Origin of the sequence: Burkholderia sp. BCC0044 (assembly GCF_902832955.1) — a bacterium.
Taxonomy (GTDB): Bacteria; Pseudomonadota; Gammaproteobacteria; order Burkholderiales; family Burkholderiaceae; genus Burkholderia.
Genome location: NZ_CADFDO010000001.1, coordinates 1,788,531 through 1,803,281, shown reverse-complemented (window position 1 = coordinate 1,803,281; position 14,751 = coordinate 1,788,531). Strand labels below are relative to the sequence as shown.

10 protein-coding genes and 1 other RNA gene are annotated in these 14,751 nt (G+C 67.3%); 8 read left to right on the top strand and 3 right to left on the bottom strand.

Features of this window, described 5'->3' with window-relative positions; translation table 11 throughout:
* Nucleotides 1–8: 8 nt before the first annotated feature.
* The 5 genes from HWX14_RS08090 to HWX14_RS08070 all read left to right on the top strand — a co-directional run bounded on the left by HWX14_RS08090 (nt 9) and on the right by HWX14_RS08070 (nt 4,646).
* Nucleotides 9–1,295, top strand: coding sequence for a Glu/Leu/Phe/Val dehydrogenase (locus HWX14_RS08090; protein WP_011544584.1), 1,287 nt, complete (start codon nt 9–11; stop codon nt 1,293–1,295).
* Between the two features lie 233 nt (nt 1,296–1,528).
* Nucleotides 1,529–2,422 (top strand): glutamate/aspartate ABC transporter substrate-binding protein, encoded by an 894-nt coding sequence (locus HWX14_RS08085; protein WP_164725356.1) that lies wholly within the window; start codon nt 1,529–1,531, stop codon nt 2,420–2,422.
* Nucleotides 2,423–2,506: 84 nt separating this feature from the next.
* Entirely contained in the window at nt 2,507–3,247 is a 741-nt protein-coding gene (locus HWX14_RS08080) for an amino acid ABC transporter permease (protein ID WP_006476908.1), read from the top strand.
* Complete coding sequence (gene gltK, locus HWX14_RS08075; RefSeq protein WP_089466681.1) at nt 3,247–3,924, top strand: glutamate/aspartate ABC transporter permease GltK; 678 nt, start codon at nt 3,247–3,249, stop codon at nt 3,922–3,924. Before HWX14_RS08080 ends, gltK begins: the two co-directional genes overlap by 1 nt.
* On the top strand, nt 3,921–4,646 hold the full coding sequence (locus HWX14_RS08070) for an amino acid ABC transporter ATP-binding protein (protein ID WP_175882242.1): 726 nt from the start codon (nt 3,921–3,923) through the stop codon (nt 4,644–4,646). Before gltK ends, HWX14_RS08070 begins: the two co-directional genes overlap by 4 nt.
* A gap of 82 nt (nt 4,647–4,728) precedes the next feature.
* Here the strand turns inward: HWX14_RS08070 and HWX14_RS08065 are convergent, their stop codons facing one another.
* Both HWX14_RS08065 and HWX14_RS08060 read right to left on the bottom strand, forming a co-directional pair.
* Complete coding sequence (locus HWX14_RS08065; RefSeq protein ID WP_175882241.1) at nt 4,729–10,014, bottom strand: autotransporter outer membrane beta-barrel domain-containing protein; 5,286 nt, start codon at nt 10,012–10,014, stop codon at nt 4,729–4,731.
* Between the two features lie 605 nt (nt 10,015–10,619).
* Nucleotides 10,620–11,534, bottom strand: a complete 915-nt coding sequence (locus tag HWX14_RS08060) for a class II glutamine amidotransferase (RefSeq protein ID WP_175882240.1) — start codon at nt 11,532–11,534, stop codon at nt 10,620–10,622.
* Between the two features lie 206 nt (nt 11,535–11,740).
* Here HWX14_RS08060 and pyrC point away from each other — a divergent pair, with 206 nt between their 5' ends.
* The 3 genes from pyrC (at nt 11,741) to rnpB (ending at nt 14,116) form a co-directional block, all read left to right on the top strand.
* The gene (gene pyrC / locus HWX14_RS08055) at nt 11,741–12,805 is read left to right on the top strand and encodes a dihydroorotase (RefSeq protein WP_175882239.1); all 1,065 of its coding nucleotides are present in this window, start codon (nt 11,741–11,743) and stop codon (nt 12,803–12,805) included.
* On the top strand, nt 12,802–13,692 hold the full coding sequence (locus HWX14_RS08050) for a DUF3025 domain-containing protein (protein ID WP_175882238.1): 891 nt from the start codon (nt 12,802–12,804) through the stop codon (nt 13,690–13,692). The genes pyrC and HWX14_RS08050 overlap by 4 nt, the downstream gene beginning before the upstream one ends.
* A 12-nt stretch (nt 13,693–13,704) precedes the next feature.
* An RNA gene (rnpB, locus tag HWX14_RS08045) (RNase P RNA component class A) lies at nt 13,705–14,116 on the top strand.
* A 67-nt stretch (nt 14,117–14,183) separates the two neighbouring features.
* On the opposite strand, the gene HWX14_RS08040 is transcribed toward rnpB, so the two are convergent.
* Nucleotides 14,184–14,648 carry an OsmC family protein gene (locus HWX14_RS08040; RefSeq protein ID WP_074801272.1) on the bottom strand — a complete coding sequence of 155 codons (465 nt, stop codon included), beginning with the start codon at nt 14,646–14,648 and terminating at the stop codon, nt 14,184–14,186.
* Between the last annotated feature and the right edge of the window lie 103 nt (nt 14,649–14,751).

Genomic DNA, 14,751 nt, shown 5'->3' with positions numbered 1-14,751 from the left:
GAGTGTCCATGTCTTCGCAACAGCAGTCCATCCCGTCCTACCTGCACGCCGACGATCTCGGCCCGTGGGGCAACTACCTTCAGCAGGTCGATCGCGTCGCGCCGTACCTCGGTTCGCTGTCGCGCTGGCTCGAAACGCTGAAGCGTCCGAAGCGCATCCTGATCGTCGACTGCCCGATCGAGCTCGACAACGGCACCGTCGCGCACTTCGAGGGCTATCGCGTGCAGCACAACGTGTCGCGCGGCCCGGGCAAGGGCGGCGTGCGCTACCACCAGGACGTGACGCTGTCGGAAGTGATGGCGCTGTCGGCATGGATGTCCGTGAAGAACGCGGCCGTGAACGTGCCGTACGGCGGCGCGAAGGGCGGCATCCGCGTCGACCCGCGCAAGCTGTCGCGCGGTGAGCTCGAGCGCGTGACGCGCCGCTACACCAGCGAAATCGGCATCATCATCGGCCCGAACACCGACATCCCGGCGCCGGACGTCAACACCAACGAACAGGTGATGGCGTGGATGATGGACACGTACTCGATGAACCAGGGCCAGACGTCGACCGGCGTCGTGACCGGCAAGCCGATCGCGCTCGGCGGTTCGCTCGGCCGCAAGGAAGCAACGGGCCGCGGCGTGTTCGTCGTCGGCTCCGAAGCGGCGAAGAAGAAGGGCCTGGAAATCGAAGGCGCGCGCATCGCGGTGCAGGGCTTCGGCAACGTCGGCGGCATCGCGGCGAAGCTGTTCCAGGAAGCGGGTGCGAAGGTGATCGCGGTGCAGGATCACACGGGCACGATCTACCAGCCGGCCGGCCTCGATTCGAACAAGCTGCTCGACCACGTCGCCCGCACGGGCGGCGTCGCGGGCTTCGAAGGCGCGGAACCGATGCCGAACGACGAGTTCTGGACGGTCGAGACCGACATCCTGATCCCGGCGGCGCTGGAAAACCAGATCACCGAGAAGAACGCGGCGAAGATCCGCACGAAGATCGTCGTCGAAGGCGCGAACGGCCCGACGACCACGGCGGCGGACGACATCCTGAGCGCGAACGGCGTGCTCGTGATCCCCGACGTGATCGCGAACGCGGGTGGCGTGACCGTGTCGTACTTCGAGTGGGTGCAGGATTTCTCGAGCTTCTTCTGGACGGAAGACGAGATCAACCATCGTCTCGAGCGCGTGATGCGCGAAGCGTTCGCCGGCGTGTGGGCGGTCGCGGAAGAGCACAAGGTGACGGTGCGTACGGCGGCGTTCATCGTCGCGTGCAAGCGCATCCTGATGGCGCGCGAAATGCGCGGCCTGTACCCCTGACCGGGCGTCCCTGATCATCGATCATGAAAGATTCATGAAGCAATCCACCCGATTGCGGATGTGAACCCTCGCGGGCGGTGCCGAATCCGGCACCGCCCGCGCGTGCATTTGGAGCGCCTGGAGCCGGGAGGACGGCTTCGCACAGGGCGATTCGTAGTGCGGTAAACAACCAGTACTTTCAAAAATATTACTTTGATACACTGGCGCGGGTTTTAGCCAAGGAGATGACCAAAATGAAATACCACAAGGCAGTCCTGATGGCCGCGGCGCTGTGCGCGTTCGCAAGCGGCGCGCATGCTCAGGAGACTGGCACGCTGAAGAAGATCAAGGACACGGGCGTGATCGCGCTGGGCCACCGCGAATCGTCGATTCCGTTCTCCTATTACGACCAGAACCAGCAGGTGGTCGGCTATTCGCGCGAGTTCCAGCTGAAGATCGTGGACGCGGTGAAGAAGAAGCTGAGCCTGCCGAACCTGCAGGTGAAGAACATCCCCGTCACGTCGCAGAACCGCATCCCGCTCGTGCAGAACGGCACGGTCGACATCGAGTGCGGCTCGACGACCAACAACACCGAGCGTCAGCAGCAAGCCGCGTTCTCCGACACGATCTTCGTGATCGGCACGCGCCTGATGACGAAGAAGGATTCGGGCGTCAAGGATTTCGCCGACCTGAAGGGCAAGACGGTCGTGACGACCGCCGGCACGACGTCGGAGCGCCTGCTGCGCAAGATGAACAACGACAAGCAGCTCGGCATGAACATCATCAGCGCGAAGGATCACGGCGATTCGTTCAACACGCTGGAATCGGGCCGCGCGGTCGCGTTCATGATGGATGACGCACTGCTCGCGGGCGAGCGCGCGAAGGCGAAGCAGCCGGGCGACTGGGTGATCGTCGGCACGCCGCAATCGGAAGAGGCTTACGGCTGCATGATGCGCAAGGGCGATGCCGACTTCAAGAAGGTCGTCGACGACGCGATCTCGCAAGTCGAGAAGTCGGGCGAAGCCGCGAAGATCTACGCGAAGTGGTTCGAGAACCCGATCCCGCCGAAGGGGCTGAACCTGAACTTCCCGCTGTCCGAGTCGATGAAGAAGCTGTACGCGAACCCGAACGACAAGGCGCTCGACTGACCACACGGCCGTTGATGCAGAAATGACGCTACTGAAACGGAAGAGGCGCTGCTTCTTCCGTTTCTTTTTGCTGGAGTCTTGCCCATGTCTTACCACTGGAACTGGGGCATCTTTCTGAGCCCCGTGTCGACCGGCGAGCCGACGACTTATTTCGGATGGCTGATGTCCGGCTTCTGGGTGACGATCGAAGTGTCGCTCGTCGCCTGGGTCATCGCGCTGATCGTCGGGTCGCTGTTCGGCGTGCTGCGCACCGTGCCGAACAAGTGGCTCGCCGCGATCGGCACCGTGTACGTGTCGATCTTCCGGAACATCCCGCTGATCGTGCAGTTCTTCGTCTGGTATCTCGTGATACCCGAGTTGCTGCCCGCGTCGATCGGCACCTGGATCAAGCAATTGCCGCCCGGCACGCAGTTCTTTACCGCGTCGATCGTCTGTCTCGGCCTGTTCACCGGCGCGCGCGTGTGCGAACAGGTGCGCTCGGGGATCAACGCGCTGCCGAAGGGCCAGCGCGCGGCCGGCCTCGCGATGGGCTTCACGCAATGGCAGACGTACCGCTACGTGCTGCTGCCCGTCGCGTACCGGATCATCGTGCCGCCGCTCACGTCGGAATTCCTGAACATCTTCAAGAACTCCGCCGTCGCGTCGACGATCGGCCTGCTCGACCTGTCCGCGCAGGCGCGCCAGCTCGTCGACTACACCGCGCAGACCTACGAGTCGTTCATCGCCGTGACGCTCGCGTACGTGCTGATCAACCTCGTCGTGATGGCGTTCATGCGCTGGATCGAAGGCCGTACGCGGCTGCCCGGCTACATCGGAGGCAAGTGATGCATCAGTTCGACTGGAGTAGTATTCCCGGCGCGCTGCCGACGCTGTGGTCGGGGGCGATCGTCACGTTCAAGATCACGCTGATCGCGATCGTGATCGGCATCGTCTGGGGCACGCTGCTGGCGCTGCTGCGGCTGTCCGGCGTGAAGCCGCTCGCGTGGTTCGCGAAAGCGTACGTGACGGTGTTCCGCTCGATCCCGCTCGTGATGGTGCTGCTGTGGTTCTTCCTGATCGTGCCGCAGCTGCTGCAGGGCGTGCTCGGGCTGTCGCCGACGATCGACATCCGCCTCGCCTCGGCGATGGTCGCGTTCTCGTTGTTCGAAGCCGCGTATTATTCCGAGATCATCCGCGCCGGCATCCAGGCGGTGCCGCGCGGGCAGGTGAACGCCGCGTTCGCGCTCGGCATGAACTACGCGCAGGCGATGCGCCTCGTGATCCTGCCGCAGGCGTTCCGCGCGATGGTGCCGCTGCTGCTCACGCAGGCGATCGTCCTGTTCCAGGATACGTCGCTCGTGTACGTGATCAGTCTCGCGGACTTCTTCCGCACGGCCGCCAACGTCGGCGATCGCGACGGCACGACCGTCGAGATGGTCCTGTTCGCCGGCGCATGCTATTTCGTGATTTGCTCGTTGGCGTCTGCTCTCGTCAAGGGTCTCCAGAAAAAGGTCACAAGATGATTTCCATCAAGAACGTTTCGAAGTGGTACGGCCAGTTTCAGGTCCTCGCCGAATGCACGACCGAGGTCAAGAAAGGCGAAGTGGTCGTCGTGTGCGGCCCGTCGGGCTCCGGCAAGTCGACGCTGATCAAGACCGTGAACGGCCTGGAGCCGTTCCAGCAGGGCGAGATCCTCGTGAACGGCCAGTCGGTCGGCGACAAGAAGACGAACCTGTCGAAGCTGCGCTCGAAGGTCGGCATGGTGTTCCAGCATTTCGAGCTGTTCCCGCACCTGTCGATCACCGAGAACCTGACGCTCGCGCAGATCAAGGTGCTCGGCCGCGGCAAGGACGAAGCGGCGGAGAAGGGCATGAAGCTGCTCGATCGCGTCGGCCTGAAGGCGCATGCGCACAAGTTTCCCGGCCAGTTGTCGGGCGGCCAGCAGCAGCGGGTCGCGATCGCGCGCGCGCTGTCGATGGACCCGATCGCGATGCTGTTCGACGAGCCGACGTCCGCGCTCGATCCCGAGATGATCAACGAAGTGCTCGACGTGATGGTCGAACTCGCGCAGGAAGGGATGACGATGATGGTCGTCACGCACGAGATGGGCTTCGCGAAGAAGGTCGCGCATCGCGTGATCTTCATGGACAAGGGCGCGATCGTCGAGGACGACCGCAAGGACGATTTCTTCTCGAATCCGAAATCGGACCGCGCGAAGGACTTCCTCGCGAAGATCCTGCACTGAGCGTTCGCGCGTTTTCGCGCGCACCCATGCGAAAACCGCCCGGCACGCAGCCGGGCGGTTTTTTTTCGTCCGCCGCCGGGCGTTACCAGCTGTACCGGTAGCCGACCTGCCCGACGATCCCGCGCCGGTAATCGCCGCCGATGTTGCGCGCGATCTTCGCGTTCGCGTACAGCTCGCCCGACTTGCCGAAGCCGGCGGTCACGCCGACGCCGAGCTCGTACCAGGTGCGCCCGAGATGCGTCGCGAACGGCGTGCCGCCGACCACGGTTTGCCCCGGCGACAGGAAGTCGTGCAGCACGTCGGCCGTGAAGTACGGCGTCGCGGCGCCGCCGCCCGCGTCCGACTGGAGGTTCGGCCGGAAGATGCGCACGCCGACGCGGCCGCGCAGCGCGTTCGTCGTCGTGCCCGACACCGCCGACACGTTGTCGTTGAACCCGTTCAGCTTCAGGTACTGGTACATCAGCTGCGCCTGCGGCTCGACCGCGACCGGCAACGCGCCGATCGCGAACGGCTTGCCGACTTCCTGCGACAGCGCGATGCCGAAGCCGTTCTGCGACGCCTCGTTGCCGTAGCTGTCGCGATAGCGGTTGCCGTAGTGCGTGACCTGCCCGACGCTGTCGAAGTAGGTGCCGTCAGGCAGGTAGCGCGTCCAGTAGCCGCCGACGCTCTGCGCATGCATTTCGACCGAGCCCGTCGACGTCGACAGGTCGGGCGAGCCCGCGCGCGCCAGGTCGCTGAAGCTCGCGTTCGACACGCCGATGCTGGCCGTCACGCCCGCGTGCGTGCTGCCGGCGCCGTTCGGCGCCTGGTCGAGGGTCCAGTCCTTGCCGAACTGCGCGAAGAACGTGCGTTCGTCCGCCGAGAAGCGGCCTGCGTTCGCATCGAGGCTCTGGCCGCCGATGCGCCCCCACACGCCGTCGCGATTGCCGGGTTGCTGCTTCTCGACGTTGTAGATGTCGCCGACGCGCTCGTGCAGCCTGCCGAGCGTCGAGAAGCCGTAGTCGGCGTTCAGCAGCGGCGTCATCGCGTAGCCGGAGACGCCCGGACGATAGGCGAGCGCGCCGCCGTTTCCGTTGCCATTGCCGTTGGTGCCGCCGTCGCCGCCGCCGGAAGGGTGGATCGGGTCGCCGGGGTCGGTCGGGTCGAGCTGCGAACGCAGGTACCAGCCGTTCGCGTCGCTTTGCCCGCCGCGATAGAGCCGGTATTCGTACGCGCCGGCTTGTACCGGGCCCGCGAGATGGAACGCCGACGCGGCGGTCGTGCCGCCGTTGGCCGTGACGACCACCGGAATTCCGTCGCCGGTCGTCTGCGCGCCGGTGCCGGCCGTGTTGGCGATCTTCAGGCCGGTCGTGCCGCTCGCCGCGCCGCCGTTCACGATCAGCCGGTCGGTCGGCGACGCGTCGGCGCCGAGATACGTGTTCAGCGCGATCGTGCCGCCGTTGCCGACGTAGCTGCCGGTCGTCAGCGTCTTGTAGCTGCCTGTGAGCGTCGGCGAACCGACCGGTGCGGCGAACGCGACGAGGCCCGCGTTGTTCAGGCTGCTCAGCACCGAGCTGCCCGTCATGCGCCACGTGCTCGTGCCGTCGACGGTCAGCGCGACCGGGTCGATCTTGCCGGTCAGCGTCGTGCCGTTCGCGAGGAACACGTTGCCGGTGCTCGATGCGTCGGAGACGATGTCGCCCGCGAGGTTCACCGCCGATGCGTCGAACGTCACGTTGCTGCCGTTCGCGAGGTTCAGCAGCGTGCCGTTGCCGGCCGTCACGACCGTGCCGTTGCGCACCGCGATGTCGGCCGTGCCGCCGCGCGCGGCGAAGGCCGGCCCGGTGGCGGACGTCACGCTGCCGCCGTCGACCAGGACCGAATTCGTCACGCCGTTCGCGAGCGTGTCCGACGTCAGCACGCCGGCCGTCGCGCCCGTGAGCGTCGTGCCGGTCAATGCGAGCACGCCGCCGCTGTTCGCGGTTGCGCCGTTGCCGGCTGCGCTCGCGAGCGACGAACCCGTATCGGCGATGCGGCCGCCGTTTTGCGCGATGACGCCATCGGCCGCGGCACCCGATGCGGCAATCTTCGCGCCCGACAGCAGGGCCGTCGCGCCGCCGTCCATGACGATCGCATGCGCGTTGGTGCCGGTCGTCGCGACGGTCGTTCCGTTGGCCGCGAGCGTGGAATCGGCGCCGGTCACATACAGGCCGTGCGCGTCGGCGCCGGTCGTGCGGACGACCGTGGCCGCATCGGTCGCGATGCGCGCGCCCGCGCCGGTCGACGCGAGGCCGGCGGCGCCGTCGCCCGTCGTGGCGATCTGCGTGCCGGCCAGCGCGACCGTTGCATTCGCACCGAGGTTGCGGATCCCGCTGCCCGAGCCGCCGACCGCGATCGACGTCGCGCCGGCCGCGATGCCGCCACCGGTGACGCTTGAGTCGATCAGCACGCCGTCGGCGCTGCCGTTCGCGATGACGGTGCCGGCGCCCGACAGCGCGACCGATGCACCGGCTCCCGTCAGGCGTACGCCCGCGAGGCCGTCGTCGGCCTCGATCGACCCTGCGTTGGCGAGCGTGGCCGACGCACCCTGCACGAGCGCGCCGGTGCCGTCGGACACGCGGATCGTCGACGCGTTGTTCACCGTGCCGAGCGTGCCGGCCACGACACCGGTCGAGCCCGCGCCGGTCAGCAACACCGTGCTGCGGTTATCGAGCGTGCCGAGGTTTTGCGCGACGAAGCCGGTCACGCCGGCGGTCGACGACGTCACGGCGGCGTGGTTGGTCAGCGTCGTCGCGACCGGCGCGCCGGCAGCCGCGCCGGCGAGGTCGTGCGCCTGGCCGTCCACCACGCCCGCGATCGCACCGGCCGCATTCAGGTTGATCGTCGCGCCCGCGTCGATCGTGCCTGTCGCGCCGCCTTCGACCGCGATCGCGATGCCGTTCGCGCCGTTGACGTTGTAGACCGCGTTGCCGGTCGACAGCGTGGTGCCGGCGTCGGTCGCGAGTACGCCGCGCGCCCGCTGGCCGTTGACGTCGGTCGTCAGTGCGCCGGCCGTCGACGCGCCGGTGTAGGCCGCGCCGCCCGCGACGCGGAACAGCGTCGAATCGTCGGTGTCGACGCTCAGGTGCTGCGCGGCGACGTTGATCTTCGAGCCCGCGCCGTACGCATAGAAGCCGATCTGGTGGGTGCCGGACATGAAGGCCGGCACCGCGTTCGCGCCGACGTCGATCGTCGCGCCCGAGCGTGCGTGCACGCCGATCGCGCCGGTGCCCGTCAGGTTGAGCGCGCCGTCGAGCGTGGCTTTCGCGAGCGGCCCTTCGGCCCAGACGCCGTAGTTGCGCGTGCCCGACGCGGGATCGAGGCCGCCGGCCACGTCGATCGTGCCGGTCGACGTCGCGGTCGTGGCGTTCGTGCCGGTGCCGACGACCATGATGCCGATGCCGTTCACGCCGTTCAGCGTGATCGTGCCCGTGTTGGTCACGGTCGCGGCGGTGTCGGCGGCGAGCATGCCGACGTTGGCGAGCGGCGTGCCGGGCGCGGCGCCGTTGACGACGATCGTGCCCGCGTTGGTCAGCGTGCCGGCGCTCGAGCCGATGCTCGCCAGCGCGGCGCCGTTCTGCGTCTGCGAGCCGATCACGATCGTGCCGAGGTTGCTCGCGGTGCCCGACGCGCCGAGCAGGATGCCGTACGCGTGCGCGGACAGCGCGACGTCGTTCGCGGCTTCGGGGGCGGTGGGGTCGTACTGCGCGGCGCGGCCGAGATAGATCGTGCCGCCGGCTTCGTTCGTGAAGCTGCCGCCGGCGACGAGGCCGCCGATCACCTGGCTGTCGAGCGTCGTCGCGTTGACGCCGACGTTGATCGTGCCGGCGTTCGACGCCGTCGCGTCGTTTGCCACGCCCACCGCGTAGTTCTGCAGGTCGGGCCGGTTGCCGGCGAGCGTCCACGCGCCGACGTTCATCACGCCGTGGTTGACGAACGAGGTGCCCATACCGCTCGCATACACGCCGTTGCCTTCCGTGTACGCGTTGAAGCCGAAGTTGGCGGGTGGCGTGCTGCCGCTCGTGTCGACGTTGTTGGCGGACGCGTAGCCGGACGAGATCACGCCGTTGTTGACGCCGCTCGCGCCGCTCAGGAGCCGCACCAGCGTGAAGTCGCCCGACAGGCGGCCGTCGTTGACGAAGTGCGCGCCGTGTTCCGCGAGCACGGCCGAGCTCGATTCGATCGTGTTGGTGCCGCGGAAGTCGATCTGGCCGTCCTTGCCGATGTGCAGCGCCGCGTTCGCGCCCGTGCCGTGCATCACCGACAGGTGATCGATCGGCAGCGTGTTCTTGTCGCCGGCGGACACGTTGTTTGCGTACTGGAAGGTTTGCTGCGAGAACGTGACGGCCTGGCCGAACGCGGTGTCGTAGGCGGCCTGCGAGCCGAGCGCGCCGCTCTGGACCGAGCGCACGAGAAAGTCGTTGTAGGCGGCGAGCGACGCGGCGTCGGTGACGGTCCAGCGACTGCCGTCGAACGCGGTGAAGGTACCCGCATAGGCCGGCACGTCGAGCTGAAGCTGGCCGACCGGGCCGCCGCTGGCGAGATAGTCGCCGGTGCCGAGCCAGATCTGGTTGCGGGAATTCCAGTCGACGACGCTTTTTGCCGCGCCGGTGCCGTCCGCAAAGGTCAGGTCGGTCTGCTTCGGCGCGATCGAGATCGCGTTGCCGGTCGCGTCGGGCGCATTCGCGGAATTGCCGATCGACACGTTCAGCGTGCCGCCGGTGCTGTCGACGGTGCCGATCCGCGTGTTCACGTACTGGCCGCCGTTCACGTCGTGGTACACGGGCACGTTGGCCGAGCCGGCCGTCGACGCGGTGAATTCGGCCGAGTTGTAGGTGGCGACCGACGTGTGGGTGGCCGTGATCGAGTCGGGCGTGCTGACGCTTTGCGTCTTGCCGCCGAGCGAGAGCAGCGGCTGGTTCGGGTTGCCCGACACGATGGTCGTGCTGCCGATCGGCGTCAGCGTATAGCCCGGGTCGCCGGGGGCGCCCGTCCATGCGCCCGTCACGCCGACCGTGTCGCCGCCGGACACGGTCGTGGCGCCGGCCAGGTTGTCGTTGACGGTCGGACTGAAACTGCCGAGCGCGCAGGTGCCACCGTTCGCGACGGCCGCGCCGTTGCCGCAGGTCGACGCCTGTGCGACGCCGGCCGACAGCGCGGCGAGTGCGGCCCCGAGCGCCGCGACGCGCAGCGGCGACCGGCGCGCCGCGTGGTGCGCGACCTTCTGCGCGGTGCGGCGGCCAGCACCCGCTTCGCTGCCCGAGCGCTTGCCGCGCGCCCGCGTCGTTTCCGCAACCGCGACCCAGCAGCCGGCGGCCTCGCTCCATATCGATCGAAATGAGTGATTCACGACATACCCCTCTTTCTTCTTTTTGAAGTGGCATTCGCCGCCATTCGGCGAATTCGCATTCCGCGGTGGGGAAATGATCCGAAGGGGCGTGCGGCGGCTGTGGCTGCGTGTCGCGCCAATCGTGTTTCGTTACACCGAGGATGGGCGGAGTCTACTGATTCAGGCGGCCGTCGATTATCGAGAAATGGGAAACTGTAATGATGCGAACCGTAATGCGTGGTATTTTTGATTTGTGTGGTTGATCGAACCGAAAGCCACGGTGGTGGCTGGCTCGAGGCGGGTTTCGTGAAAATCAGGAAGGGCTGCCGGAGTAGGTGGGATAGCGCACGGTTCCGGCGAATGCCTCGCGCTAAAATGCGGGTCCGGGATTTCTGTTTTAATTGGCGGGTGTTTTATTCGACTCGTCTTTTATTTATTTTCGTTTGTAAATTAATAAAATCAAGCGAATGTCGCGTGACGTCGATCGGTCGTGCCGGCTGGTGGTCAAAATGAAACCGTATTGCCCGGAGCGCGGCGATTTGCGCCGATGACGGGCGTCGTCGGACGCGTCGTATGACGCTTGCGCAGCACGCAGGAAGTGAGCAGGAAGCGGCCGATGCCGCGCTTCAGAAGTCGATCGCGTCGTCGGCATCGCCGTCGGCCGCGGTGGCGAGCGCTTCGCGCACCACCGTGCGCGGCGCGGACGCCGACGCGTCGAGCGACGGGTTGCGCAGCTTCTCGAGCACGCGCTCGGGCACCGGAATCCGCATCCGCGCGGCGACGTCGCCGCACTGGAACATGATCAGCTCGCCCGGCTCGAACGCGGTCCAGACTTCGTTGTCGGTGAGCGGCTGCGTCGCGATCACCGCGACGCGATCCTCGGGCGTCGTGTATTTCGCGAAGTCGATCGACAGATCCTCGTCGACGAGATGCGCGGTCGAGAACGGCCAGCGCCGCACGAGGTAGTGCAACCGCGTCGAGCAGTGCGCGAAAAGCGCCTGGCCGTTCGACATCAGGAAATTGAACACGCCGTGATCGGTGATGCCGCGCGTCAGTTCGCCGACCCGCTCGAACAGCTCGGGCAGCGGCGGCTGCGCACCGGGAAACGCTTCGCGCAGCCCCTGCATCAGCACGCAGAACGCCTGTTCGCTGTCGGTCGTGCCGACCGGGTGATAGACGCTGCCGTCCATGTCCGGCGCGTAGTCCTGCAGGTCGCCGTTATGCGCGAAGATCCAGTGCCGCCCCCACAGCTCGCGCATGAACGGATGGCTGTTCTCGAGCACGATGTGCCCTTGCGTCGCCTTGCGGATGTGCGCGATCGTGTTCTTGGACTTGATCGGGTAGCGCTTCACCATTTCGGCGATCGGCGACGTGGCCGATGCCTGGTGATCGATGAAGAGGCGACAGGCCTTGTCTTCGAAGAACGCGATGCCCCAGCCGTCGGCATGGTGATCGGTGAGCCCGCCCCGTGCCGCGAAACCTGTGAAGGAGAATGTGACGTCCGTCGGCGCGGCGCAGTTCATTCCAAGCAGTTGGCACATTTTACGTGGGGGCGGCAGGCTGAAGCAGGGGGTAACGAACCGGGCGAACCCCGGTACAATGCGGCTTCTAGCATATCACCGAGCCCTGAGCGGTAAAAAGCGGATTCCGCTGGCCCAAGGCCCCGTGTTGCGGTTTGCCGTCAGTCGGCCCGCACGCACGCGTTCCGGCCCCGCCGATGGCAAGCCCGTTCCTCACGACGCCTCCTATGACTGCCTCGAACGCTTCTTCCCCGGCGACGCTTTCGCTCGCCCGTCCCGACGACTGGCACCTGCACCTGCGCGACGGCGACATGCTCGCCGCCGTGCTGCCGCATACCGCGCGCCAGTTCGGCCGCGCCATCGTCATGCCGAACCTGAAGCCGCCGGTCACGACCACCGCGCAGGCGCAGGCCTATCGCGAGCGCATCCTCGCCGCGCTGCCGGCCGGGCTGACGTTCGAGCCGCTGATGACGCTGTACCTGACCGACAACACGCCGCCCGACGAAATCCGCCGCGCGCGCGAAAGCGGCTTCGTGCACGGCGTGAAGCTGTATCCGGCAGGCGCGACGACGAATTCCGATCATGGCGTCACAGATCTCGCGAAATGCGCGAGGACGCTCGAGGCGATGCAGGACACCGGCATGCCGCTGCTCGTGCACGGCGAGGTGACCGATGCGTCGATCGACCTGTTCGACCGCGAGAAGGTGTTCATCGACCGCGTGATGACGCCGCTGCGCCGCGATTTCCCGGGCCTGAAGGTCGTGTTCGAGCACATCACGACGAAGGACGCGGCCGACTACGTGCGCGATGCCGACGCGGCGCCCGGCCTGCTCGGCGCGACGATCACCGCGCATCACCTGCTGTACAACCGCAACGCGCTGTTCGTCGGCGGGATTCGCCCGCATTACTACTGCCTGCCGGTGCTCAAGCGCGAGACGCATCGCGTGGCGCTGGTCGAGGCCGCGACGTCGGGCAATCCGCGCTTCTTCCTCGGCACCGACAGCGCGCCGCATGCGCGCGGCGCGAAGGAAACCGCGTGCGGCTGCGCGGGCTGCTACACGGCGCTGCACGCGCTCGAACTGTACGCGGAAGCGTTCGACACGGCCGGCGCGCTCGACAAGCTGGAAGGGTTCGCGAGCTTCTTCGGCGCCGATTTCTACGGGCTGCCGCGCGCCGCCGAGACGGTCACGCTGCGCCGCGAGACATGGGAACTGCCGCGCGAGATCTTCGCGGGCGATACGCCGGTCGTGCCGTTGCGCGGCGGCGAGACGATCGGCTGGAAACTCGCGTGAGCGGCGCGTCGCCGCGCGAACCCGGCCCTGCGGCCGGTCGCGCGGCGGCGGATTTCGCGCGGATCGACTGGTCCGCGCCGTGGCTCGCGCCTTACACGGAGCCCGGCCGCGCATGGCAGGCGGCCGCCCGTGCGGGCGAGGCCGCGCTGCTCGATGCGTTGAACGGCGCATTCGCCGGTGTGTCGCGAGGCGGCGAGCGCGTCACCGGTCGCGGCAGGCCGCTGCGCTTCGTGCCGCAGGCCGAGCTGCCGCCCGGCGTCGCGTACGAGACCCATATCGCGGGCACCGGCAGCGTGCCGACCCGCCACACTCTTCACGACTTCTTCAATGCGCTCGTCTGGTTCGCGTACCCGCGCATCAAGGCCGCGCTGAACGCACGCCAGGCCGCCGCGATCGACGCGGCGGGCGGCGTCGGCCCCGTGCGCGGCGCGTTGCGCGATGCGCTCACGTTGTTCGACGAGAACGCCGCGCTGTTCGTCACCGCCGACCGCACGCTCGCCGATGCGCTGCGCGGCTTCGACTGGCCGCGGCTGCTGGTGGCCGAGCGCGAGGCGTGGGGCACGCGCTGCGAGGCGCGGCTCGTCGGCCATGCGCTGCTAGAACAGCTCGTCGCACCCTACAAGTCCTGCACCGCGCACGCGTGGATCGTCGAAGTGAGCGCCGACTATTTTTCGTGGCCCGACGCGTACCGAAGCGCGCATGTCGACGCCCGAATCGCCGCCGAACTCGCGACGTGCGCGCTGACGAGCCGCGATTTCGCGCCGCTGCCGGTGCTCGGCGTGCCGGGCTGGTGCGCGGCGAATGCCGACGTCGCGTTCTACGACGATCCGGCCGTGTTTCGCCGCGGCCGCCGCTCGCGCGCTGCCGACGGCGGCGCGCAGTGCTAGAATGCGCGTCGCAAAGCAGGCCAGGCAGTCGCGGCCTCGCCGCCTTCGGGCGCGCGGGGGCGAGGAAAGTCCGGACTCCACAGGGCAGGGTGATGGCTAACGGCCATCCGTGGCGACACGCGGAACAGGGCAACAGAAAGCAAACCGCCGATGGCCCGGCGCAAGCCGGGATCAGGTAAGGGTGAAACGGTGCGGTAAGAGCGCACCGCGGCGACGGCGACGTTCGCCGGCACGGTAACCTCCACCCGGAGCAATTCCAAGTAGGCAGGCGCGCATTTTCGGATGCAGGACGGGGCCCCCGTCTCGTCTGCGGGTAGGAAGCTTGAGCGCGTCAGCAATGGCGCGCCTAGAGGAATGACTGCCACGCGTTGCGCGCTTCGGCGCGCGGCGTGCACAGAATCCGGCTTATCGGCCTGCTTTGCCGTTCGAATGCGAAAGGGCCGGCGCTCCCTGCGGAGCGCCGGCCCTTTTTTCATGCGCGCGCCGTGCGTTCAGGCGGCGACGATGTCGAACGAATGCGTGAGTTCGGCTGTCTTCGCGATCATGATCGATGCGGAGCAGTACTTGTCGTGCGACAGGTTGATCGCGCGCTCGACCGTGGCCGGGTTCAGATTGCGGCCGGTGACCGTGAAGTGGAAGTGCACCTTCGTGAACACCTTCGGATCCTCGCTCGCGCGCTCGGCCTTCAGCGTGACCGAGCAGCCGCTCACTTCCTGGCGGCTCTTCTTCAGGATCAGCACGACGTCATAGGCCGTGCAGCCGCCGGTGCCGAGCAGCACCATTTCCATCGGACGCGGCGCGAGGTTGTGGCCGCCGCCTTCGGGGGCGCCGTCCATCGTGACGAGATGGCCGCTGCCGGTCTCGGCGGAAAACGCCATGCCGTCCTGGCCCATCCAGCTTACTTTGCATTCCATGCTTGCACTCCAGCGTTGCCTGATTCGGATTCGATCCGGCATTGTAGCCCGCGGCGCAACGGTCGGCTGATGCGCTGCACGACGAGCAACGACGGCGCCGCGCGAGCAGGGCGGCGAACGGCGATTTCCCTGTCGAATTTAGGGG

Excerpts from the sequence above, each read along its gene's own strand:
- HWX14_RS08060 (WP_175882240.1), bottom strand. The coding sequence starts at position 11,534 with ATGTGCCAACTGCTTGGAATGAACTGCGCCGCGCCGACGGACGTCACA.
- HWX14_RS08080 (WP_006476908.1), top strand. The coding sequence starts at position 2,507 with ATGTCTTACCACTGGAACTGGGGCATCTTTCTGAGCCCCGTGTCGACC.
- gltK (WP_089466681.1), top strand. The coding sequence starts at position 3,247 with ATGCATCAGTTCGACTGGAGTAGTATTCCCGGCGCGCTGCCGACGCTG.
- pyrC (WP_175882239.1), top strand. The coding sequence starts at position 11,741 with ATGACTGCCTCGAACGCTTCTTCCCCGGCGACGCTTTCGCTCGCCCGT.
- HWX14_RS08070 (WP_175882242.1), top strand. The coding sequence starts at position 3,921 with ATGATTTCCATCAAGAACGTTTCGAAGTGGTACGGCCAGTTTCAGGTC.
- HWX14_RS08090 (WP_011544584.1), top strand. The coding sequence starts at position 9 with ATGTCTTCGCAACAGCAGTCCATCCCGTCCTACCTGCACGCCGACGAT.
- HWX14_RS08085 (WP_164725356.1), top strand. The coding sequence starts at position 1,529 with ATGAAATACCACAAGGCAGTCCTGATGGCCGCGGCGCTGTGCGCGTTC.
- HWX14_RS08040 (WP_074801272.1), bottom strand. The coding sequence starts at position 14,648 with ATGCCGGATCGAATCCGAATCAGGCAACGCTGGAGTGCAAGCATGGAA.